Origin of the sequence: Curtobacterium sp. MCBA15_004 (genome assembly GCF_001865055.2) — a bacterium.
Taxonomy (GTDB): domain Bacteria; phylum Actinomycetota; class Actinomycetes; order Actinomycetales; family Microbacteriaceae; genus Curtobacterium.
Genome location: NZ_CP126266.1, coordinates 1818176 through 1840008 on the forward strand (window position 1 = coordinate 1818176; position 21833 = coordinate 1840008).

Sequence of the window (21833 nt, forward strand, 5' to 3'; positions counted from 1 at the left end):
GCCGTCGGTGGGCGGCCCTAGGCTCGTGGGCATGATCGCGAGTCTCCGGGGCACCTGCATCGACGTCGCCGGATCGGCCGTGGTGGTCGAGGCCGGGGGAGTGGGCTACGCCGTCACCGTCACCCCGGCCCACGCCCTGACCATGCGCCAGGGTTCCGAGGTGTTCCTGCGCACCGCGATGATCGTGCGCGAGGACGAGCACCTGCTCTTCGGGTTCGAGTCGACCGACGCGCTCCAGGTGTTCGACCTGCTCCGGAGCGTGTCCGGCGTCGGACCGAAGTCGGCGATGGGCGTCCTGGCGCACCTCGACCCGTCCCAGGTCGCGAACGCCGTCGCGAACGAGGACGACGCGGCCTTCCGCAAGGTGTCCGGCATCGGTCCGAAGACCGCGAAGCTCATCACGGTCGCCCTGGCCGGCAAGCTCGTCGCGTTCGAGCGGGCCCCCGCCGGTGCGCCCGTCGCCGGTGCCGCCGGTGCGCACCCGGCCGCGCTCGACGTCGTGTCGGCGCTCATCGGCCTCGGCTGGCGCGAGGACGCCGCGCAGTCCGCCGTCGACGCGGTCGTCGCGACCGACCCCGGCGCCGCAGCCATGGGCACGCAGTCGCTCCTCCGTGCCGCGCTCGGCACCCTCCGCCCGACGGGTGCCGGCCGGTGAGCGGCATCACGTCCGCCGGTGCCGAGTCGCAGGAGGAACTCGCCTTCGAGGGCGCGCTCCGCCCGAAGTCCCTCGACGAGTTCGTCGGGCAGCGCAAGGTCCGCGGGCAGCTCGACCTGCTGCTCAAGGCCGCAGCGATGCAGGAGCGCACGCCCGACCACATCCTGATGGCCGGTCCGCCCGGCCTCGGCAAGACGACGCTCGCGATGATCGTCGCCCACGAGTCCGGTCGCCCGCTGCGCATGTCGAGCGGCCCGGCGATCCAGCACGCCGGCGACCTCGCCGCGGTGCTGTCGTCCCTGGTCCCCGGCGAGGTCCTGTTCATCGACGAGATCCACCGCATGGCGCGATCGGCGGAGGAGATGCTCTACCTCGCGATGGAGGACTTCCGCATCGACGTCATGGTGGGCAAGGGCGCCGGCGCGACGAGCATCCCGCTCGACCTCGCCCCGTTCACCCTCGTCGGCGCCACGACGCGGGCGGGCCTGCTGCCGAACCCGCTGCGCGACCGCTTCGGCTTCACCGCCCACCTCGAGTTCTACGAGAAGGGCGAACTCGAGCAGGTCCTCATCCGGGCGGCGCACCTGCTCGACCTGCAGATCGACCGGACCGCCCTGCGAGAGATCGCGGGGCGCTCCCGCGGGACGCCGCGCATCGCGAACCGCCTGCTGCGGCGCGTCCGGGACTTCGCCCTCGTGCACCGCACGTCCGACGGGATGGCGGCGGTGCAGGGTGCGCTCGACCTCTACGACGTCGACGAACTCGGCCTGGACCGTCTCGACCGCGCCGTGGTCGAGACGATGCTCACCCGGTTCGACGGCGGCCCGGTCGGCCTGAACACCCTCGCGGTGTCGGTGGGCGAGGAGTCCGAGACCATCGAGTCGGTCGTCGAGCCGTTCCTCGTCCGCGTCGGCCTCGTGACGAGGACCCCGCGCGGGCGCATCGCCACGCCGCAGGCCTGGCGGCACTTCGGCCTCACGCCGGGCGCGGGTGCCGCTGCGCAACCAGGACTCCCCATCGACGACTAGACCGCGTGGTATGTTGTGTACCGCCCAGCGGACACCCCGCGCGACAGCACCGTGCAGGACCGCCCGCCGACCCGTGCCCTAGACTGCTACGGCCCGAAGTCGAGCAACCAGAGAAGGCAACGCCCCCATGGACCAATCCATCTTCCTCATCGTCATCATCGTCGCGTTCGCAGCCTTCATGTTCTACAGCTCGCGCAAGCGCAAGAAGCAGCAGTCCGAGCTGCAGACGAAGATGCAGCCGGGTGCCCGCGTCATGCTGTCCTTCGGCCTGTACGGCACGCTGCTCTCCGTCGACGACGAGAAGGTCACCGCCGACGTCGAGATCGCCCCGGGCACCGTCGTGACCGTCCACCGCCAGACGCTCTCGCGCGTGGTGGACGACAACGCCTCCGACGTCGAGGAGACCCCGGTCGTCACCGACACCGCGGCCGCTGCCCCGGTGCTCGACCTCGGCAAGGACGACACCGACCGCCGCGTCGAGCCGGAGTTCGGCGAGCGGGTCGAGCCGGTCGACCCCGATGTGACCAAGCGCAAGACCGAAGACTGACACCCCGGGCCACCGGGTCCCTCGGGACCCGGTGGCCTCACCTCTGCCGCCGGCGTCGCCGTCGGTCCTGACAGAAAGACGAGACGACCGGTGGCACGATCGACACCCGTCAAGAAGGCGCTGCGTTCGCTCACCTGGTTGGTGATCATCATGGCGGCCCTCGCAGGCCTCAACACCGCGGCGTCGGTGCTGGCCGCCAACACCAAGGACGACACGGGCAAGTGGTTCGCCGGTGCGAGCTGGGTGCCGGAACTGGCGCTCGACCTGCAGGGCGGCACGCAGCTCACCCTCGCGGCGCAGAACACCGAGGGCGGCTCGGTCACCTCGCAGCAGCTGAACCAGGCGGTCAACATCATCCGCCAGCGCATCAACGCGACGGGTGTCTCCGAGTCCCAGATCAACACGCAGGGCACGAACAACATCGTCGTGTCCATCCCGGGCAAGCCGGACAAGGCGACGATCGACCGGATCGAGGCGGCGGCGAAGCTGACCTTCCGTCCGGTGCTCACCACCTCGGCCGCGACGAACGCCGCCGTCGGCGGTGACTCCGCGACCGCGTCGCCGACGCCCTACACCCCGCCGGCCTCGCTGCCCGCGACGCCGAGCGCGAAGCCGACCGACGCGAGCGACCTGAACCAGATCACGCCGCGCCTGCAGGACCTGTACACGAACTACGACTGCAAGGCGCCGGGCGACGTCACCTCCGCGCCCGACGACGAGCCGCTCGTCACCTGTGACGCCGACGGCACCGCGAAGTTCGTGCTCGGCCCGGTCGAGGTCTCCGGCGCGGACATCAGCAACGCGACCTCGGGCCTGGCCCAGGACTCGCAGGGTGCGACCACGGGCCAGTGGGCCGTGAACCTGACGTTCAACGGCGACGGCTCGAAGGACTTCAGCAGCGTCACGAACCGTCTCGTCAAGCTGCAGTCCCCGCAGAACCAGTTCGCGATCGTCCTCGACGGGACGGTCATCACCGCTCCGGCGACGAACGCCGCGATCACCAACGGCAAGGCGCAGATCACCGGCAACTTCACCGCCGAGTCCGCGAAGACCCTGGCCGACCAGCTGAAGTACGGCGCGCTGCCGATCAACTTCCAGGTGCAGTCGAACGAGAACATCTCGGCGACGCTCGGGACCGCGCAGCTGATCGGCGGCCTCGTCGCCGGCCTGATCGGCCTGATCCTGGTGATCATCTACTCGGTCATCCAGTACCGGGCGCTCGCGTTCGTCACCGTCCTGTCGCTCGGCGTCGCCGCCGCGCTGACCTACCTCGTCATCGCGATCATGTCGTGGCGCGTCGACTACCGACTGTCGCTCGCGGGTGTGGCCGGCCTCATCGTGGCCATCGGCATCACCGCGGACTCGTTCATCGTCTACTTCGAACGCATCCGTGACGAACTGCGCGACGGACGCGGGCTCGAGAGCGCCGTCGAGGCCGGGTGGAAGCGCGCCCTCCGCACGATCCTCGCGTCGGACTCGATCAACTTCCTCGCCGCGGTCGTGCTCTACGTCCTGGCGGTCAGCGACGTGAAGGGCTTCGCGTTCACCCTGCTGCTGACGACCCTGATCGACGTCGTCGTGGTCGTGCTCTTCACCCACCCGATGATGCAGCTCATCGCCCGCAGCCGGTTCTTCGGCGAAGGACACCGGTTCAGCGGGCTCGACCCGGCCGCGCTCGGCGCCGTCTACCGCGGTCGCGCGCAGTTCCGCGCCCCGGTCGTCGACGGCAAGCGGCAGCGGAGCGCGGGCGAGGCGCAGCGTCGCCAGACCATCGCCGAGCGCAAGGCGCAGCAGAACGCGGGCACCACCGGCTCGACCACGGACGGGAAGGACGACTGATGGCCAGCTTCAGCCAGTTCGGCAGCGACCTCTACACGGGCAAGCGCTCGTACGACATCGTCGGCCGGCGCAAGACCTGGTACCTCGTCGCGATCATCGCGATCGTCGTCTCGCTCGCGGTGCCGTGGCTCCGCGGCGGCTACCAGCTCGGCATCGAGTTCACCGGTGGTTCGGAGTTCACGATCTCGAACGCGAAGGACCTCGACCAGTCGATCGCGACCCGCACCGTCGAGTCGATCGTCCCCGAGGGCATCCCGCGCGTCTCGCAGGTCGGCCAGGACGGCATCCGCGTCCAGACCGAGCAGCTGACCGACCGTCAGACGAGCGACGTCCAGGACGCCCTGGCGAAGGCGTACGACGTCTCCGACGACCAGGTCGCCTCCACCTACATCGGGGCGACGTGGGGTGCCGACGTGCTCGCACAGGCCATCCGCGGTCTCGTGATCTTCCTGGCACTGGCGGCGGTCGTCATGGCGCTGTACTTCCGCACCTGGAAGATGTCGCTCTCGGCGATGGTGGCGCTCCTGCACGACCTGCTCATCACCGCGGGCGTCTACGGCATCGTTGGCCTCGAGGTCACCCCGGCCGCCGTCATCGGCTTCCTGACGATCCTCGGGTACTCGCTCTACGACACCGTCGTGGTCTTCGACAAGGTGCGCGAGAACACGTCGCAGGAGTCGCACCGGACGTTCACGCAGTCGGTCAACCTCGCGGTGAACCAGACGCTCGTGCGCTCCATCAACACCTCCGTGGTGGCGCTGCTGCCCGTCGCGGCGATCCTCTTCATCGGGTCGTACGTGCTCGGTGCCGGCACGCTGCGGGACATCTCGCTCGCGCTGTTCATCGGCATCATCGTCGGCACCTACTCGACGATCTTCATCGCGTCGCCGATGTACGCGCACCTGCGCGAGAACGAGCCCAAGGTGAAGCAGGCCGACGAGAAGAAGCGCCAGGCCGCCGCCAAGCGGCAGCGCGAGGTCGACGCGACCGCCGAGGCCGTCTGATGGCGGTCGAGGTCCAGGACGTCGACGTCGCCGAGGCGCGTCGTCGCATCGACGCCGGTGCACGGCTGTTCGACGTCCGCGAGCAGGGGGAGTGGGACGCGGTGCACGCGCCGGAGGCCACCCTCGTGCCGATGTCCGAGCTCGTCGGGCGCTGGCAGGAGATCGACGGGGGTGACCAGCCCGCGATCGTGGTCTGCCACTCCGGCGCCCGCTCGGCCCGCGTCGTCGCGGCACTCGAGCAGTCGGGTGTGCCGGCCGTGAACCTGACGGGCGGCATGGTCGCGTGGGAGCAGGCGGGCCAGCCGGTCGTGCACGGTGGCCAGGTGGAGCACGCCGACGCCCACGGCGAACCGCGTCACGAGCACTGACCGGACGCGCGTAGTCTTGCTGGACCGTACCCGGACACCGGTCGCTGGAGGCGCTTCATGACGGACACCCGTGAGTCCACGCCCCAGGGCGGTCCTGCGCAACGAGCCGGTGGTCAGGACGCCAGTCGTCCCGGTTCGGCCCCGCGCCCGTCGAGTCCGCTCGGACCGAACACGACGGGGAACATCGGCTCGCTCCGGTCCCTCCTGCCGCGTCTGTTCTCGCGTGCGCAGCCCGCGGGCGCGGTCGACACGCTGATCCGCACGGTCCGTTCGCACCACCCCAAGGCCGACGTCACGCTCATCGAGCGGGCGTACTCGGTCGCCGAGCGCGCCCACGACGGGCAGAAGCGCAAGTCAGGTGAGCCCTACATCACCCACCCGGTGGCGGTCGCGCAGATCCTCGCGGACCTCGGCATCGGCACGATCACGATCGCGGCGGCACTCCTCCACGACACGGTCGAGGACACCGACTACCAGCTCGACCAGCTGCGCGCCGACTTCGGCGACGAGATCGCGATGCTCGTCGACGGCGTGACGAAGCTCGACAAGGTCAAGTACGGCGACAGCGCGCAGGCCGAGACCGTCCGCAAGATGGTCATCGCGATGTCGAAGGACATCCGCGTCCTCGTCATCAAGCTCGCCGACCGGCTGCACAACGCCCGGACCTGGGGCTTCGTCGAGTCCGCCTCGGCCACGCGCAAGGCCAAGGAGACGCTCGAGATCTACGCGCCCCTGGCGCACCGGCTCGGCATCCAGATGATCAAGCTGGAGCTCGAGGACCTGTCGTTCGCGGTCCTGCACCCGAAGCTCTACGTCGAGATCGACAGCCTGGTCAAGGAACGGCAGCCGAAGCGCGAGCAGTTCGTGCAGAACGTGATCGGCACGCTCAAGAAGGACCTCAAGTCGTCGAAGATCCGCGGCGACGTCATGGGCCGACCGAAGCAGTACTACTCGATCTACCAGAAGATGATCGTGCGGGGGCGCGAGTTCGACGAGATCTACGACCTGGTCGGCATCCGCGTCCTCGTGCCGACCGTGCGCGACTGCTACGCGATGCTCGGTTCGGTGCACGCGCGGTGGACCCCGCTGCCCGGTCGCTTCAAGGACTACATCGCGACCCCGAAGTTCAACCTGTACCAGTCGCTGCACACCACGGTCCTCGGGCCGCAGGGGCGCGCGGTCGAGATCCAGATCCGCACGCACGAGATGCACCAGCGAGCCGAGTTCGGTGTCGCAGCGCACTGGAAGTACAAGCAGCGGGCGCAGGGCCGCGACGTCGACACGACGAGCACCGACGACCAGGACATGGCGTGGCTCGCCCACATCACCGACTGGCAGGCCGAGACGAGCGACCCGGGGGAGTTCCTCGACTCGCTGCGGTACGAGATCGGTGCGAAGGAGACGTACGTCTTCACGCCCCAGGGCAAGGTCATCGGGCTCCCCGCAGGTGCCACCCCGGTCGACTTCGCCTACGCCGTGCACACCGAGATCGGGCACCGCACGATGGGTGCGAAGGTCAACGGCCGCCTGGTGCCGCTCGAGAGCCAGCTCTCCAGCGGTGACGTCGTCGAGATCTTCACGTCGAAGAACCCCGACTCCGGGCCGAGCCAGGACTGGCTGACCTTCGTCCGGAGCCCCCGGGCCCGGAACAAGATCAAGCAGTGGTTCACGAAGGAGCGCCGCGAGGAAGCCATCGAGCAGGGTCGTGACGCGATCGCGCGGGCGATGCGCAAGCAGAACCTCCCGCTGCAGCGGATCATGAGCCAGGACTCGATCTCCGAGGTCGCGTCGTCGATGCGCTACGACGACGTCTCGGCGCTGTACGCGGCGATCGGCGAGGGACACGTCTCGACCCAGTCGGTCATCGAGAAGGTGCTCGGCAACGTGCAGACCGAGACCGAGACGGACGAGTCCGAGCTCGCCTTCCCCCGGCAGGTCACGAGCCGGCAGCTGCGCAACAGTGACAGCGGCGTGCTGGTCCGCGGTGCGCCGGACATCCTCGTCAAGCTCGCGAAGTGCTGCACCCCGGTGCCGGGCGACCAGATCGTCGGGTTCATCACCCGCGGCCAGGGCGTGTCGGTGCACCAGGCGTCGTGCACGAACGTGAAGTCGCTCATGAACGAGCCGGACCGGATGATCGAGGTCGAGTGGGCCCCGTCGTCCAAGTCGGTGTTCCTCGTGCAGATCCAGATCGAGGCGCTCGACCGTTCCGGTCTGCTCAGCGACGTCACGCGGGTCCTGACCGACCACCACGTGAACATCCTGTCGGCCACGGTCTCGACCTCGTCCGACCGGCTTGCGCTGAGCCGGTTCGTGTTCGAGATGGGCGACACGACGCACCTCGACCGGGTCCTCAACGCGGTGCGACGCATCGATGCCGTCTACGACGTGTACCGGGTCAGCGCGGGCTGAACCTCCGGGTCAGCGCGGGCTGAGCCTCCGGGTCGTCGTGCGGCCGAGCCTCCGGGTCGTCGTGCGGCCGAGCCCTCCGGGCCGGCGGGCCGCTGTGCCACCCACCCCGGTCGGGCTGACCTGCCGGTCAGGACCGGGTCGGTCCGGCTCGGCCGGTCAGGGTCCGGAGCCGTCGTGCGGCCTGGCGCACCATCGGGACGGTACCGAGCGCGTCGAGCGCCGCGTGCACGGCGTCCTCGTCGACCGTGCCGGTCACCAGCAGGCCGTGCACCGCACCGGCGGACGCGTCGTCGAAGCCGTCCTGCACCCGGAGCAGGTCGACCGCCGTGCGCAACGGTGTGGTGACGGCGACCGTCCCGAACCGGACGACGTCGGTCGGCGGGAGTCGGACCTCGCGCAGGCGCACGTCCGGGTCCACCGGCACGCGGACGCGCGACGGCAGGCTGACCTCGAGGGGCTCGGGTGCCCGCGAGCACGCGCCCCAGATCCAGGCGGCACTGCGCCCGCTCGCGACGAGCCGCGGGTCCGGCAGTCGCCAGCCGTGCGCAGCGGCTCGGAGGGCAGGGTCCTGGGGCTCGGCGGGGGAGGCCCAGCACGGCCCCACCGCGACGAGCTCCCCGGCGAGGACCGCCGCGTGCAGCTCGGCGACCGGCCAGTCGTCGCTGGTCACGAGGCGGGGCGACGACACCCGCTCATCCTGCCCGACCATGCCCGTCGGCTGCACCCCCTGTGGAGAGCGACCGGGCACCGCCGGTGCCGCGGCTCAGCGCAGCACGTCGGCCCGGTGCACGAGCGCGGCTGCACCGATGAGCGGCCCGTCCTGCGACAGCCCGGTCGGCACGATCTGCACCTTCGTCACGAACCCGAACTCGACGCGCTCGGCGACCGCCTCGCGGGCGTACGCGAACAGGTCGGGGCTGACGTGCGAGAACCCGCCGCCGATCGCGACGACCTCGAGGTCGACCAGGCTCGCGGCGGACGCGATGGCCTGTCCGAGCGCCCGACCACTGCGCCGGACGGCTGCGACCGCGACCTCGTCGCCGGCGGCGTACGCAGCCGCGAGCTCCTCGCCCGTGGTCCCGGTGAAGCCCTGGCGTCGGGCCCAGGCGACGGTCTTCGGGCCGCTCGCGACGGCCTCGAGGCAGCCGGTCCCACCGCAGGCGCACGGGTCGTCGTACCCGCCGCACTCGACGTGCCCGATGTGCCCGGCGTTGCCGGTGGGCCCGCTCACGGTGCGGCCGTGCAGGATCAGCCCGCCGCCGACACCGGTCGACACGATCATGCCCATCACGTGGTCGTGGCCCTGCGCGGCGCCGACCCAGTGCTCGGCGAGCGTGATCGCGAGGCCGTCCATGCGGAGCGTCACCGGCACACCGGCCGGCACGTGCGCGGCGACACGGTCGCGCAGCGGGTAACCGCGCCAGACGGGCATGTTGAGCGGCGACACCAGGCCGTGCTGCTCGTCGACCGGTCCCGCCGAGCCGACGCCGACACCGACCAGCTCGGCGTCCGCGGGCAGCGCCGCGAGGGCGTTCGTGACGACCTGGTCCACGGCGGCCTGCAGCTCCTCCGAGGTCCGGCCGGGCCCGGTCGGGCTGCGGAAGCGCGTGGCCGGCAGGACGACGCCGGCGTCGGAGACGAGGGCCGCCTCGACCTTCGTGCCGCCCAGGTCGACGGCGAGGGCCAAGCGTGCGCCGGCGGTGGTCGGACCGGTGGTCGCCGGTTCCGGGGACGAGGTGGTGGTCATGCGCGCTCCGATGCGGCGGATGGACGGGAGGCCCGGCTCGGCTCGGTGACGTTCGTCGCGTCCGGCACGGCTCGGTCCGGTGGTGGTGGGTGCTCCCGATCGCGGGTGCGGACGGGAGCAGGGTGTCCCGCCCACCCGGCTGTGCCGGGTGGGCGGGACGAGCTCAGTAGGACGACGTGTCGTCGCCCGCGGTCGACGCGGTGCCCGTCGCGGCGCGGTGGGCGACCTCGTCGAGGATGCGTGCCGACGCGCTCGTGCCGATGCGGTCCGCACCCGCCTCGACCATCGCGAGCAGGGTGTCGAGGCCGCGGACACCGCCGGAGGCCTTGACGCCCGTGTCGGGCCCGACGGTCTCGCGCATGAGGCGGATGTGCTCGACGGTCGCGCCGCCGCCGGCGAAGCCCGTCGAGGTCTTCACGAACGCGGCACCGGCCGACTGCGCGGCACGGCAGGCGGCGACGACCTCGTCGTCGGTGAGGAACGCGGTCTCGAGGATCACCTTGACGACGGTGTCCCCGGCGGCGTCGACGACCGCGCGGACGTCCTGCTCGACGCGGTCCCAGTCGCCGGAGCGGGCGGCGCCGATGTCCTGCACCATGTCGAGCTCGAACGCGCCGTCGGCGAGTGCCTGCAGCGACTCGGCGACCTTGGTCGCGGTGGTCGTGGTGCCGTGCGGGAAGCCGATGACCGTCCCGACGCCGACGCCGGTGCCGCGGAGGCGTTCGACCGCGTGCGCGACGTCGCTCGGACGGACGCACACGCTGAACACGCGGTGCGCCGCGGCCTCGTCGAGCTGCGCGTCGACGTCGTCGCGGGTCAGCTCGGGCTTGAGGATCGCGTGGTCGATGAGGGCACGGACGGCATCGGCGTCGAGGGCGACCGGACCGGCGGGGGAGGCTGCGTTGTCCACCCGGCAAGCCTACCCGGAGGCGGCGCGCGTACCGTGCCCTGCATGCAGGTCCTCGTCACCGGCGCCACCGGCTACATCGGTGGTCGGCTCGTCCCCCGTCTCCTCGAAGCCGGACACCAGGTCCGGGTGTTCGTCCGCACCCCGCGGAAGCTGCAGGACGTCCCCTGGCACGACGACGTCGAGGTCGCCGCGGGTGACCTGCAGGACGCCGAGGCCGTCCGTGCCGCCGTGCAGGGCGTCGAGGCCGTCTACTACCTGGCGCACGCGATGGGCGCAGACGGCGACTTCGAGCAGGCCGAGCGCGACGCCGTGGAGACGATGGCGCGCGAGGGCCGGGACGCCGGGGTGCGGCGCTTCGTGTACCTCGGTGGCCTGCACCCGGAGGGCGAGCTGTCGAAGCACCTCCGCAGCCGCAAGGAGGTCGGCGACGTGCTGCTCGCGTCGGGCGTCCCGACGATCGCGTACCAGGCCGGCGTCGTCATCGGCTCGGGGAGCACCTCGTTCGAGATGATCCGCCACGTGACCGACGTCCTGCCGTGGATGCCGGCGCCCCGGTGGGTCCGGAACCGGATCCAGCCGATCGCGGTGCGCGACGTCCTGTACTACCTCGTCGCGGCGATCGACATCCCCGCCGACGTGAACCGGACCTTCGACATCGGCGGTCCCGACGTCCTCAAGTACGGGCAGATGCTCAACGGCTACGCGGTCGAGGCGAAGCTGCCCCAGCGGCGCTTCACGGTGCTGCCTGTCCTGACCCCCGGGCTGTCCGCGCACTGGTTCAACATCGTGACCCCCATCCCGAAGAAGCTCGCGACGCCGATCATCGAGTCGCTGCAGTTCGAGTGCGTCCAGCGCGAACACGACATCGACGGCCTCGTGCCCCGGCCCGAGGGCGGGCTCACCTCGTACCGACGTGCGGTCCGTCTGGCGCTCGCGCGGATGCGGTCGGGCGAGGTCGAGACGAGCTGGCGGAGCGCGACCCTGTCGGCCACCCCCGCAGACCCGCTGCCGAGCGACCCCGACTGGGCGGGCCACACCGTCTACGTCGACGACCGCCGACGGCACACGTCCGCGTCCGCCGAGGACGTCTGGCGCGTCGTCGAGGGCATCGGCGGCGACAACGGCTGGTACTCGTTCCCGCTGGCGTGGGTCGCCCGCGGCTGGATGGACAAGCTCGCCGGCGGGGTCGGCCTGAGCCGCGGCCGTCGCGACCCGAAGCGCCTCGAGCAGGGCGACGCACTCGACTGGTGGCGCGTCGAACGCCTCGAGCGCGGCCGGTACCTCCGCCTCCGCGCCGAGTTCAAGTCGCCGGGCCGCGCGTGGCTCGAGATGACCGTCACCCCGAACGAGGCCGGCGGCAGCGACTACCACCAGCGCGCGATCTACTTCCCGCAGGGCCTGTCCGGCCGGCTGTACTGGTACGGGATCCTGCCCTTCCACGGCGTGATCTTCCCCGGCATGGTCGAGCGGATCACGGCGGCCGCCGAGCGGGAGTCCGAGCACACGGAGTCGACGGGGCGGAACTGGACCCAGCATGATGGGACCCAGCAACCCGCACACGAGGAGGCAGCATGACCGCGCAGGCCGCGACCGAGCACCAGGGCACCGTCCTGTTCCTCGGCGACAGCATCACCGAGCAGGGGTCGTGGGACCAGTGGCTCCCGGGCGAACGCACCGTCAACCAGGGTGTCGGGGGTGACACCACCGACGGCGTGCTCGCGCGCCTCGACGACGTGGTCGCCGCGAAGCCCGAGTCGATCGTGCTCCTCATCGGCACGAACGACTTCGGCAACCACCGGTCGAGCGTCGAGCACGTCGTCCGCGGCGTCGAGTCGATCCTCGTCACCCTCCGCCGCGAGCTGCCGGGCGTCCGCCTGCTCCTCGTGTCGATCCTGCCGCGCCAGGCCGACTGGTCCGCCAAGATCGAGGAGGCGAACCGGCACCTGCGCCAGTTCGTCGCCACGTGCCACGCGCAGTACCTCGACCTGTGGCCGGCGCTGGCCGACGGTGACCACCTCGACGAACGCTTCACCGAGGACGGCCTGCACCTGACCGAGGACGGCTACCGCGCCGTCGTCGACGAGCTCGTCCCGGCACTCGAGCGTCTGCGCGGGCTCCCGCCGATGTCCCGACCGATCCAGGCGATCGACCTCGAGGAGGCCGACGCCTGATGGCGCGGAAGGGTCGCCCCCCGGCGGGGTCGTCGCTGCACGGCGTCCCGGCGGGTCCGACCCGGTCCGCCGCGGGTCGCACGGCCCCCGTGGGCGGTGCCACGGGCACACCCGGGTACACGCGTCCCGCCCTGGCCCCGTCGCTGCTGGCAGCGATCGTCCTGCTCGCCTGCGTCGCCGTGATCGACTCGTCGGCGTTCGTGTTCGCGCGCTGGGGCATCACGGTGCTCGCGCTGATCGTGCTCGTCTTCGCCGTGCGCGGGCGGGTCTGGTGGGCCGCGGTGCTGACCGCCGCGATCGCGGTGTGCTGGAACCCCGTGGTGGTCGTGCCGATCCCGGGGCAGGTCTGGGCAGCCCTGCAGCTGCTCGCCGCGGCCCTGTTCATCGTCGTGGGGATCGTCGTGAAGGTGCCCCGCGGGACGGACGCGACCACCGCCTCCCGTCCCTGACCGGAGACCGACCGCCGGCCGCGGGACGGAGCCGGGACCGGCCTCCAGACCGCACCCGGGCACCCGCCTCCCGCAGGCCGGGCGGCCCAGCGGTGCCGCGCGGACCGGGCCGCCGTCCGGACGGTAGGATCGGGAAGGTCGGGCGCAGGGCCCGACGGCGACCCGAAGGGCATGGATGAGCCACGAGACCGAGCCGGCGACCGAGAGTCCTCTGCTGAACCCTCGACCGTCCTCCGGCGGTCTCGACCGTCCCGACGTCGTGGTCCGGAAGGGCCGCCTCACGTTGGTGAACGGGCACCTCACGCCCCAGCAGTCGATGATCGAGGACCTCCTGTTCCTCGACGACGCGCTCACCGCCGGTGACGTCGACCACCTGCTCATCCGTGGCAACGACCAGCGGCCGGTGATCGCGCTCGACGAGCGCGACCGGCAGCGCGCCGAGAGCGCGATCATGGCGGCGTCGGCGAACGAGCCGTTCTACGCGAAGCCGCCGGGGGAGCCCGCCGTGCTCGTCATCGACGACGGCCTCGGCTCGCCGGAAGAGCCCGTCCTGCGCGTGTTCCGCCCGCGGCTCGAGCCGCTCGGCCGTCTCCGCTACGGCGCCGAGACGAGCGTGCAGGTCGAGTTCTGGCGGGTGACGGACACCGAGGTCCTCGCCCCGGTCGAGAACGCGCTCATGCGCCGCAGCCTGCCGGTCGACGAGTTCGTCCTGGTCGACATCGAGCGCTACGGCCGGACCTGGCGCACCGTCGAGCACATGTTCGACGACCACGTCTCGGACATCCGGTTCCCGATCGACATCGTGTTCTCGTGGGTGGACGGCAACGCGATCGAGTACCAGCGCGCCCGTCAGGCAGCGCAGGCGAACGCGGTGCTCGGCGAGGGCGACGACGCCCCCGCGCGGTTCCGGCAGATCGACGAGCTGAAGTACGCGCTCCGGTCGGTGCACACGTTCGCGCCCTGGATCCGGCAGATCTACATCGCCACGGATTCGCCGGCGCCGAAGTGGCTCGCCGACCACCCCAAGGTCCGCATCGTCCGCAGCGAGGAGTTCTTCGCCGACCCCTCCGTCCTGCCGACGCACAACTCGCAGGCCGTCGAGTCGCAGCTGCACCACATCCCGGGCATCAGCGAGCACTTCATCTACTCGAACGACGACATGTTCTTCGGGCGCACGGTCGACCCGTCGGTGTTCTTCAGCCCGGGGTCCGTGACGAAGTTCATCCTCGCGACGACCCGCATCGGACTCGGCTCGAACAACCCGGCGCGCAGCGGGTTCGAGAACTCGGCCCGTGTCAACCGGCGGCTGCTGCAGCAGCGCTTCGGGGCGGTGACCACGAGGCACCTCGAACACGCGCCGACGCCCCTGCGCGCGTCGATCCTGACCGAGATGGAGCACGAGTTCGCGGACGAGTTCCGGGCGACCGCCGCGTCGCGGTTCCGGGCCGCCGAGAACATCTCCGTCACGAACTCGCTGTACCACTACTACGCGCTGCTCACGGGTCGGGCGATCGTGCAGGAGAACGCTCCGGTGCGGTACATCGACACGACCATGCAGTCCGGGCTCAAGGCGCTCCAGGACCTGCTCAAGAAGCGCGACGTCGACTTCTTCTGCCTGAACGACGGGAGCTTCCCGGAGGTCTCGGACGAGGAGCGCACGGAGCGCGTGACGGACTTCCTCGAGAAGTACTTCCCGTTCCCGGCGCCGTGGGAGCGCACGGACGCGTAGCGGCCCGCCGGCCGGTGTCCGTCGGCGGGCGGGGTCCGTCACGCTCGGGGGCGAGCGGGCCGGATCCGTCACGCTCGGGGGCGAGCGGGCCGGATCCGTCACGCTCGTGAGCCCCGTCCGACGATCACCGCGCGCTCGACGGAACGCGCGCGGCGTGTCCTGCCCGCTCGGCGGCGGGGCACATCAGCCGATCCCGCCGGAGTGGCGCGGGTCTCGGCGCTGGGTGACGGTCGGGGCTCCCGTCGCTGCCGTCGCCGACCTCGGACGGACCGTCAGCGACGGATGGGCGAGGTGGGCACCGTGTCGTGCGTGAACACGGGAATGCTCGACGTGACCGGGGCCGGTTCGACGGCAGCGGGGATCGTGACACCGGCGGCCGTGAGGCGGGCCTCGGTCTGCTCGGCCGAGACCGGCTCGCCGACCGTTGAGTAGTGCCCGATCGGGACAACCGAGTGGACGACGTTCGTCCCGAACACGTGCACGAGGTTGAACGACTGCGCACCGTCCTGACCGCGGGTGCCGCCGAGGTACTCGGTGAGGTCCTGCGTGTAGCAGGTCGCACTCGCGACGGAGACGGGGATGCCCGCGAAGACCGCGCTCGTCGAGTAGTGCAGGTGTCCGGCGATGATCGCGATGACGTCCGAGCCCTCGACGACCTCGGCGAGTGACGCCTGGTCGCGGAGCTCGACGAGCACGGCGAGGTCCTGGACGCTCGGCACCGGCGGGTGGTGCATCGCGAGGATGGTGCCGTGCGGTGCCGCCTCGGAGAGGACCTCGGCCAGCCAGTCGAGCTGCGCGGGGGAGACCTCGCCGTGGTGGGCGCCCGGGACGCTCGTGTCGAGGGTGATGACCCGCAGGCCGTTCACGTCGTAGACGAAGTCGACGGGACGATCCGTGGGCTGCAGGCCGAAGAGCTCCTGGCGGAACGCGCCGCGCTCGTCGTGGTTGCCCATCGCCCAGATGACCTGCGCGCCGATGCGTTCGGCGGCGGGCTCGACGATCGCCTTGACGCGCGCGTACGCGCCGGCCTCGCCCTTGTCGGCGACGTCGCCCGTGACGACGATCGCCTCCGGCCGGGTCCCGGAGGCCTCGACGTCGTCGATGATCGCCTGGAGTCGGGCGGCGGAGTCCACGTCGCCGTAGAGGGCGCGGTCACCCGCCACGAGGTGGGTGTCGCTGAGGTGGAGGAGGAAGTGGTTCGGCCTGGGGTGTTCGGCCGTCCGGCTGTCCATCGGTCTCTCGTTCCGTTGGCGGATGCGTGGTGCAACACGTTGCCACACCGTCCTGGACGAGTCCACCACCCGATCGTGAATCCGAGGTGAACCGGAGGGGTGTGTTCCTGAAAGGGCGGAGAACGAACGAGCCCCCCGACCACGAAGTGGACGAGGGGCTCGTTCGTTCTTGCCGAGGAGACTCAGTGGTTCCCGGCGCCGACCGCGGGTGCCGGCGCGGAGCTGTCGAGCTCCGGACCGTGGTGCGCGGCGTGGGCGGCCTCGAGCTCGGCCTTCGTGACCGGCGCGATGCGGTCCTCGAAGAAGAAGCGGGAGACACGGGCGCGGACCTTCTGCGCCTGGCTGATCCGGCCCTTGGCGTCCGGACGGATCATGAGCGGCTTGTACTCGTTGAACTGCAGGAGCTTCCAGCGCTCGTACTCGTCGAGCTGCTCGTGCACCTCGATGTACTCGCCGTGGGGGAGCCGCACGATCCGGCCCGACTCGTAGCCGTGCAGGACGATCTCGCGGTCCTTCTTCTGCAGCGCGAGGCAGACGCGCTTCGTGATCCAGAAGGCGACGAACGGGCCGAGGACCGTCGTGGCCTGGATGACGTGGATCACGTGCTCGATCGACACCATGAAGTGCGTGGCGATGATGTCGGACGAGGCGGCGGCCCAGAGCGAGGCGTAGAGCGTGATGCCCGCGGCACCGATGGCGGTGCGGGTCGGCGCGTTGCGCGGACGGTCGGCGAGGTGGTGCTCACGCTTGTCGCCCGTGACCCAGGCCTCGATGAACGGGTAGACGAACATCGCCACGATGAGCGCCATGAGGACGGCGATCGGCGCGAGGATGTTGAACGACACCGTGTAGCCGAACCACACGACCTCCCAGTGCGGCGGCACAAGACGGAGCGCGCCGTCGGCGAAGCCGATGTACCAGTCGGGCTGGGTACCGGCGGACACCGGGGACGGGTCGTACGGGCCGTAGTTCCAGATCGGGTTGATCGTGAACAGCGACGCGATGGCGGCGAGGATGCCGGCGACGATGAAGAAGAAGCCACCGGCCTTCGCGGCGAACGCCGGGAGGATCGGGACGCCCACGACGTTGTCGTTGGTCTTGCCGGGGCCCGCGAACTGCGTGTGCTTGTTGATCACCACGAGCACGAGGTGGACACCGAGCACCGCGACGAGGATCGCCGGCAGCAGCAGGATGTGCAGCGTGTAGAGGCGGCCGACGATGTCGGTGCCCGGGAACTCGCCACCGAACAGCAGGTAGGCGATCCACACACCGATCACCGGGACGCCCTCGATCATGCCGACGATGATGCGGAGACCGTTGCCGGAGAGCAGGTCGTCGGGGAGCGAGTAGCCGGTGAAGCCCTCGGCCATGGCCAGGACCCACAGCACGAAGCCGAAGACCCAGTTGATCTCACGCGGCTTGCGGAAGGCACCGGTGAAGAACACGCGGGCCATGTGCAGCATGATCGAGGCCACGAAGAGCAGGGCTGCCCAGTGGTGGACCTGGCGCACGAAGAGCCCACCGCGGATGTCGAACGAGATGTTCAGGGTCGACTGCAGGGCGGTCGACATCTCGACGCCCTTGAGCGGGACGTACGAGCCGTTGTAGACGACCTCGGTCATCGACGCCTGGAAGAAGAACGTCAGGAACGTCCCCGAGAGCAGGACGACGACGAAGCTGTACAGCGCGACCTCGCCGAGCATGAAGCTCCAGTGGTCGGGGAAGATCTTGCGCCCGACCTCCTTCACGAGGCCGGAGATGCTGGTGCGCTCGTCGATGTAGTTGGCGGCGGCCCCGATGATGCGGGACCCGCGCTCCGGCTGCGGCTTGGTGGCCGTCGACGGGGCGTTCGTGGTGGTGGTGCTGGTCATCAGCGTTCACGCTCCCAGAAGGACGGTCCGACCGGCTCGTGGAAGTCGCTCTGGGCAACCAGGTAGCCGTCGTCGTCGATCGCGATCGGAAGTTGGGGGAGGGGACGTGCGGCCGGGCCGAAGATGACCTCGCAGTTGTTCGAGACGTCGAACGTCGACTGGTGGCACGGGCACAGCAGGTGGTGCGTCTGCTGTTCGTAGAGCGCGACCGGGCACCCGACGTGGGTGCAGATCTTGGAGTAGGCGACGATGCCGTCGTAACCCCAGTCCTCGTGCCCCTTGGAGGGGTTGAGGTCCTTCGGGTCGAGGCGCATCAGCAGCACGGACGCCTTGGCCTTCTCCTCGAGCATGTGCTCGGACTCGAGCATGCCCTCGGGGATGACGTGGAAGACGGAGCCGATCGTGACGTCGGACGCCTTGATCGGGAGACCCGTCGGGTCCTTGGTCAGGCGCAGGCCGGACTTCCAGAACGTGTGGCGGAGCAGCTCGTTCGGGTCCTCCGCCGGGGCGAGGTCACGGACGAGGACGATGCCGGGCAGCGGGAACGCCGCGAGTGCACCGATCATCGAGTTGCGGATCAGCTTGCGACGGCTGAAGCCCGACTCCTTGTCGGCGAGCTGGAACGCCTCGACCGCCTTGGCGCGGGTCGCGTCCGTCCCACGGGTGCCGTGGCGCATCTCCGTGATCTCGCGGTCGACCACGAGCGACTTCGACCAGTAGACCGCGCCGAGACCCAGCGCGAGGAGCGCGAGGGTGATGGCGAGGCCGAGCCAGAGGTTGCCGGCGCGGACCGTGCCGAAGTCCTCCGGGTCGATCGGGAACGCGACGTACGCCGCGATCGCGAGGACGCTGCCGACGATGGAGAGGTAGAAGAACGTGGCGACCTGGCGCTCGGCGAGCCGCTGCTTCTTCGGGTCGACGTCGGTGCGACGTGCGCGGTGCGGCGGCTCACCCGGGTTCTCGAAGGCGTCCGCGGGGACGACCGCGGTACCTGCCGAGGCGCTGCTGGTCGTGCCGTGCTTCTCGACAGCCGAGGACGAGTTCAGTGCCTCGTCGTCGTGCTCTGCCATGGTGTTCCCTTCAGTGTCGTGCGACACGGACGATCAGTTGGACTTCGCGGTCAGCCACACGGTCATCGCGACGACCGCACCCAGACCGAAGATCCAGATGAACAGACCCTCTGCCACCGGGCCGAGGGAGCCGAGGGCGAACCCGCCCGGCGACTTGTTGTCCTGCACGTACTTCAGGTACGTGATGATGTCGGCCTTCTGCTCCGGGGTGAGGTTCAGGTCGTTGAAGACCGGCATGTTCTGCGGGCCGGTGACCATGGCCTCGTAGATGTGCTTGCCGGAGACGGTCTGCAGGTTCGGCGCGTACTTGCCCTCGGTCAGGGCGCCGCCGGCACCCGCGACGTTGTGGCACATCGCGCAGTTGATGCGGAAGAGCTCCGCACCCTCGGCGGCGTCGCCGTCCTTGCCGTTCGTCAGCTTGGTGGAGGGGATGCCCGGGCCGGGGCCGAGCGAGGCCACGTAGGCGCCCATGGCGTCGACCTGCTCGTCCGTGAACTGGGCGGGCTTCTCCTCGGCCTGGGGGCCCTGCGCTGCCATCGGCATGCGGCCGGTGCCGACCTGGAAGTCGACCGACGCGGCGCCGACACCGATGAGGGACGGACCCTCGCTCGTGCCCTGGGCGTCGAGGCCGTGGCAGGTCGCGCAGTTCGATGCGAAGAGCTTCTGGCCCTCGTTGACCTGCGACTGGCTCGAGGCCGCCGTGGCGGTGGTGCTGTCGTCGGCGTTGGCCGTCGAACTGAACAGCGCGTACGCACCGCCGGTGGTCATGAGACCGACGACGATGAGCGAGACGGTCGCCATCGGGGAACGGCGGCCCTTCTTGGTCTTGGTTCTGGTGAACATGCTGTGGGGGGTGTCCAGTTCCTACTTGAGAAGGTAGATGACGGCGAAGAGACCGATCCAGACGACGTCGACGAAGTGCCAGTAGTACGACACGACGATCGCGGTGGTCGCCTCCTTGTGCCCGAAGTTCTTCGCGGCGAACCCGCGACCCAGGGTGAGGAGGAAGGCGATCAGGCCGCCGGTGACGTGCAGGCCGTGGAAGCCGGTGGTCATGTAGAACGCCGAGCCGTACGCGCTCGAGGAGAGCGTCATGCCCTCGTGCCAGAGGTTGGCGTACTCGAAGATCTGGCCGCAGACGAAGATCGCTCCCATGCAGTACGTGACGAAGAACCACTCCGTCATGCCCCAGTCCTTGGGGTTCCAGCTCGTGCGGTGCACCTGGAAGCGCTCCGCGGCGAACACCGCGAACTGGCAGGCGAAGCTGGACAGCACCAGGATGATCGTGTTCACGGAGGCGAAGGGCACCTCGAGCTTGGAGGTCTCGGTGGCCCACAGTTCGGGCGAGGTGCTGCGCAACGTGAAGTAGATCGCGAACAGGCCGGCGAAGAACATGACCTCGCTGCCCAGCCACACGATCGTCCCCACGGCAACGGCGTTGGGCCTGTTCAGGACCGGACCGCTGGCGCTTCTGGAGAGAGGGGTGCTAGTCACGTCCTCCATTATGGCCGAAACCTGTGACAGTGTTTTCGCAGCAGACTGGCGGGTCTTCCGAATTCACTACGATCGAGCCATGTCGCTCCCACTCTCCTGGCCCTCGGTGATCAGCGGGCTCATGGCTCGCGAGGACCTCTCCATCAGTCAGTCCTCATGGGCCATGGAGGAGATCGTCCAGGGACGCGCGACGTCCGCACAGATCGCCGCGTTCGCCGTGGCGCTGCGGGCGAAGGGCGAGACGGTCGACGAGGTCGTCGGCTTCCGCGACGCGATCCTCGACGCGGCGGTGCCGCTCGACGTGGACCCGATGGCGCTGGACATCGTCGGGACCGGCGGCGACGTCGTCGGCACGGTCAACGTCTCGACCATGGCCGCGATCGTCATCGCCGCCGCGGGCGTGCCGGTCGTGAAGCACGGCAACCGGGCGAGCTCGTCGAAGTCGGGGTCGAGCGACGTGCTCGCGGCCCTCGGCCTCGACCTGACGATGGACGCCGCGCGTGTCGCCGAGACGTTCCGGCGTGTCGGACTGACCTTCGCCTTCGCGAGCGCCTTCCACCCCGGGTTCGCCCACGCAGCCCCGGTCCGGCGCGAGATCGGGGTGCCGACGGTGTTCAACTTCCTCGGTCCGCTCGTGAACCCGGCCCGGTGCGAAGCGAACGCGGTGGGCGTGGCGCAGCTCGACCTCGTCCCGATCATCACGGGCGTGTTCCAGACCCGCGGGGCGACGGCCCTCGTGTTCCGCGGCGACGACGGTCTCGACGAGCTGACCACCACCGGCCACTCCCACATCTGGGAGGTCACCGGCGGCCGGGTCACCGAGCACGACCTCGACCCGCGCGACCTCGGCATCGCCCGGGCCCGCACGCAGGACCTCCTGGGCGGGGACCCCGAGCACAACGCGCAGGTGGTGCACCGGGTGCTCGCGGGGGAGACCGGACCGGTCCGCGACATCGTCCTCCTGAACGCCGCGGCCGGTCTCGTGGCCTTCCGGCTCGCCGAGGACCCGGAGCAGGTCGACGTGCCGATCCTGCAGCGGTTCCGCGACCAGCTCGCCGTCGCGGCCGACGCGATCGACTCGGGTGCCGGAGCGCGCAAACTGGCTGACTGGGTGGGCGCGGCGCCCGCCGCCTGAGCCCGACAGGGGCTCCCGGACCCGCACTACGGACCGCACCAGCGGGCCACGCGCCGGAGGCGCGGCGTGTGGCCGCCGGACCCGCACTCCACACCGCACCAGCCGGCAACGCACCGGAGGCGCGGTGCCGGTCCGTCGGACCCGCACCGCGCCTCCAGGCGGTCACCTCAGC

At 70.4% G+C, this 21833-nt stretch carries 20 protein-coding genes; 12 read left to right on the top strand and 8 right to left on the bottom strand.

The annotated features are described in order from the left end of the window. The first annotated feature begins 31 nt into the window (after positions 1 to 31). The 7 genes from ruvA (at position 32) to QOL16_RS08615 (ending at position 7853) form a co-directional block, all read left to right on the top strand. Positions 32 to 655: a Holliday junction branch migration protein RuvA gene (ruvA, locus tag QOL16_RS08585; protein WP_071281818.1), complete on the top strand. Its 624-nt coding sequence runs from the start codon at positions 32 to 34 to the stop codon at positions 653 to 655. After that, complete coding sequence (gene ruvB / locus QOL16_RS08590; RefSeq protein ID WP_071247124.1) at positions 652 to 1683, top strand: Holliday junction branch migration DNA helicase RuvB; 1032 nt, start codon at positions 652 to 654, stop codon at positions 1681 to 1683. Before ruvA ends, ruvB begins: the two co-directional genes overlap by 4 nt. 127 nt (positions 1684 to 1810) lie before the next feature. Then, positions 1811 to 2230, top strand: a complete 420-nt coding sequence (yajC, locus tag QOL16_RS08595) for a preprotein translocase subunit YajC (RefSeq protein WP_065962270.1) — start codon at positions 1811 to 1813, stop codon at positions 2228 to 2230. A 90-nt stretch (positions 2231 to 2320) separates the two neighbouring features. Further along, entirely contained in the window at positions 2321 to 4069 is a 1749-nt protein-coding gene (gene secD / locus QOL16_RS08600) for a protein translocase subunit SecD (RefSeq protein WP_065962268.1), read from the top strand. Beyond that, complete coding sequence (secF, locus tag QOL16_RS08605; protein ID WP_071247120.1) at positions 4069 to 5073, top strand: protein translocase subunit SecF; 1005 nt, start codon at positions 4069 to 4071, stop codon at positions 5071 to 5073. The genes secD and secF overlap by 1 nt, the downstream gene beginning before the upstream one ends. Then, entirely contained in the window at positions 5073 to 5441 is a 369-nt protein-coding gene (locus QOL16_RS08610; protein WP_065962263.1) for a rhodanese-like domain-containing protein, read from the top strand. The genes secF and QOL16_RS08610 overlap by 1 nt, the downstream gene beginning before the upstream one ends. A gap of 57 nt (positions 5442 to 5498) precedes the next feature. Next, positions 5499 to 7853, top strand: a complete 2355-nt coding sequence (locus QOL16_RS08615; RefSeq protein WP_253181636.1) for a bifunctional (p)ppGpp synthetase/guanosine-3',5'-bis(diphosphate) 3'-pyrophosphohydrolase — start codon at positions 5499 to 5501, stop codon at positions 7851 to 7853. Between the two features lie 127 nt (positions 7854 to 7980). Here the strand turns inward: QOL16_RS08615 and QOL16_RS08620 are convergent, their stop codons facing one another. From QOL16_RS08620 to deoC, 3 genes are all read right to left on the bottom strand, one after another. After that, positions 7981 to 8541 (bottom strand): type IV toxin-antitoxin system AbiEi family antitoxin, encoded by a 561-nt coding sequence (locus QOL16_RS08620; protein WP_175473021.1) that lies wholly within the window; start codon positions 8539 to 8541, stop codon positions 7981 to 7983. 75 nt (positions 8542 to 8616) lie between these two features. Next, the gene (locus QOL16_RS08625; RefSeq protein ID WP_071281820.1) at positions 8617 to 9600 is read right to left on the bottom strand and encodes an ROK family protein; all 984 of its coding nucleotides are present in this window, start codon (positions 9598 to 9600) and stop codon (positions 8617 to 8619) included. A 163-nt stretch (positions 9601 to 9763) separates the two neighbouring features. Then, positions 9764 to 10510: a deoxyribose-phosphate aldolase gene (gene deoC / locus QOL16_RS08630; RefSeq protein WP_071281823.1), complete on the bottom strand. Its 747-nt coding sequence runs from the start codon at positions 10508 to 10510 to the stop codon at positions 9764 to 9766. 42 nt (positions 10511 to 10552) lie between these two features. Here deoC and QOL16_RS08635 point away from each other — a divergent pair, with 42 nt between their 5' ends. The 4 genes from QOL16_RS08635 to QOL16_RS08650 all read left to right on the top strand — a co-directional run bounded on the left by QOL16_RS08635 (position 10553) and on the right by QOL16_RS08650 (position 14859). Continuing rightward, complete coding sequence (locus QOL16_RS08635; protein ID WP_071281825.1) at positions 10553 to 12085, top strand: SDR family oxidoreductase; 1533 nt, start codon at positions 10553 to 10555, stop codon at positions 12083 to 12085. Then, positions 12082 to 12681, top strand: a complete 600-nt coding sequence (locus QOL16_RS08640) for a GDSL-type esterase/lipase family protein (RefSeq protein WP_065962251.1) — start codon at positions 12082 to 12084, stop codon at positions 12679 to 12681. The genes QOL16_RS08635 and QOL16_RS08640 overlap by 4 nt, the downstream gene beginning before the upstream one ends. Beyond that, positions 12681 to 13130, top strand: coding sequence for a DUF6804 family protein (locus QOL16_RS08645; protein WP_254780109.1), 450 nt, complete (start codon positions 12681 to 12683; stop codon positions 13128 to 13130). Before QOL16_RS08640 ends, QOL16_RS08645 begins: the two co-directional genes overlap by 1 nt. A 175-nt stretch (positions 13131 to 13305) precedes the next feature. Beyond that, positions 13306 to 14859: a stealth conserved region 3 domain-containing protein gene (locus tag QOL16_RS08650; protein ID WP_065962249.1), complete on the top strand. Its 1554-nt coding sequence runs from the start codon at positions 13306 to 13308 to the stop codon at positions 14857 to 14859. 272 nt (positions 14860 to 15131) lie between these two features. Here the strand turns inward: QOL16_RS08650 and QOL16_RS08655 are convergent, their stop codons facing one another. The 5 genes from QOL16_RS08655 to QOL16_RS08675 all read right to left on the bottom strand — a co-directional run bounded on the left by QOL16_RS08655 (position 15132) and on the right by QOL16_RS08675 (position 20535). Beyond that, the gene (locus QOL16_RS08655) at positions 15132 to 16091 is read right to left on the bottom strand and encodes a phosphodiesterase (RefSeq protein WP_071281828.1); all 960 of its coding nucleotides are present in this window, start codon (positions 16089 to 16091) and stop codon (positions 15132 to 15134) included. 182 nt (positions 16092 to 16273) lie between these two features. Further along, entirely contained in the window at positions 16274 to 17962 is a 1689-nt protein-coding gene (locus QOL16_RS08660; RefSeq protein WP_065962241.1) for a ubiquinol-cytochrome c reductase cytochrome b subunit, read from the bottom strand. Beyond that, entirely contained in the window at positions 17962 to 19032 is a 1071-nt protein-coding gene (locus tag QOL16_RS08665) for a ubiquinol-cytochrome c reductase iron-sulfur subunit (RefSeq protein ID WP_071281830.1), read from the bottom strand. Before QOL16_RS08665 ends, QOL16_RS08660 begins: the two co-directional genes overlap by 1 nt. 33 nt (positions 19033 to 19065) lie before the next feature. After that, the gene (locus QOL16_RS08670) at positions 19066 to 19875 is read right to left on the bottom strand and encodes a cytochrome c (RefSeq protein WP_065962238.1); all 810 of its coding nucleotides are present in this window, start codon (positions 19873 to 19875) and stop codon (positions 19066 to 19068) included. Positions 19876 to 19896: 21 nt separating this feature from the next. Then, on the bottom strand, positions 19897 to 20535 hold the full coding sequence (locus QOL16_RS08675) for a heme-copper oxidase subunit III (RefSeq protein WP_065962236.1): 639 nt from the start codon (positions 20533 to 20535) through the stop codon (positions 19897 to 19899). 70 nt (positions 20536 to 20605) lie between these two features. Between QOL16_RS08675 and trpD the strand changes: the two genes are divergently transcribed. Further along, positions 20606 to 21661 (top strand): anthranilate phosphoribosyltransferase, encoded by a 1056-nt coding sequence (gene trpD / locus QOL16_RS08680; RefSeq protein WP_071281832.1) that lies wholly within the window; start codon positions 20606 to 20608, stop codon positions 21659 to 21661. Positions 21662 to 21833: the final 172 nt, after the last annotated feature.